Here is a 456-nt window from a genome sequence, read left to right as displayed (position 1 = left end):
TTCTGAATCAGACACTGATGTACTCAATGATGTGCTTGCTGACTCTGAATCTGATACTGAAGTACTTAATGATGTTGATGCACTTTCTGAGTCAGACACTGATGTGCTCAATGATGTTGATGCACTTTCTGAATCAGACACTGATGTACTTAATGATGTGCTTGCACTTTCTGAGTCAGACACTGATGTACTCAATGATGTGCTTGCACTTTCTGAATCAGATACTGATGTACTCAATGATGTTGACGCGCTTTCTGAATCAGATACTGATGTACTTAATGACGTTGACGCACTTTCTGAATCAGACACTGATGTGCTCAATGATGTGCTTGCGCTTTCTGAATCAGATACTGACGTGCTTAATGACGTTGACGCACTTTCTGAATCAGACACTGATGTGCTCAATGATGTGCTTGCGCTTTCTGAATCAGATACTGACGTGCTTAATGATGTTGA

General features: G+C 40.8%; 1 pseudogene. It reads left to right on the top strand.

The window, feature by feature from the left end:
- Positions 1–456, top strand: a pseudogene (locus tag SH09_RS17305) (hypothetical protein); the annotation flags it as partial.

The organism is Staphylococcus gallinarum, assembly GCF_000875895.1.
GTDB classification, from domain to species: Bacteria; Bacillota; Bacilli; order Staphylococcales; family Staphylococcaceae; genus Staphylococcus; species Staphylococcus gallinarum.
Note: the sequence above shows the minus strand (reverse complement) of the source record. Positions and strands in the feature narration are given on the sequence as shown.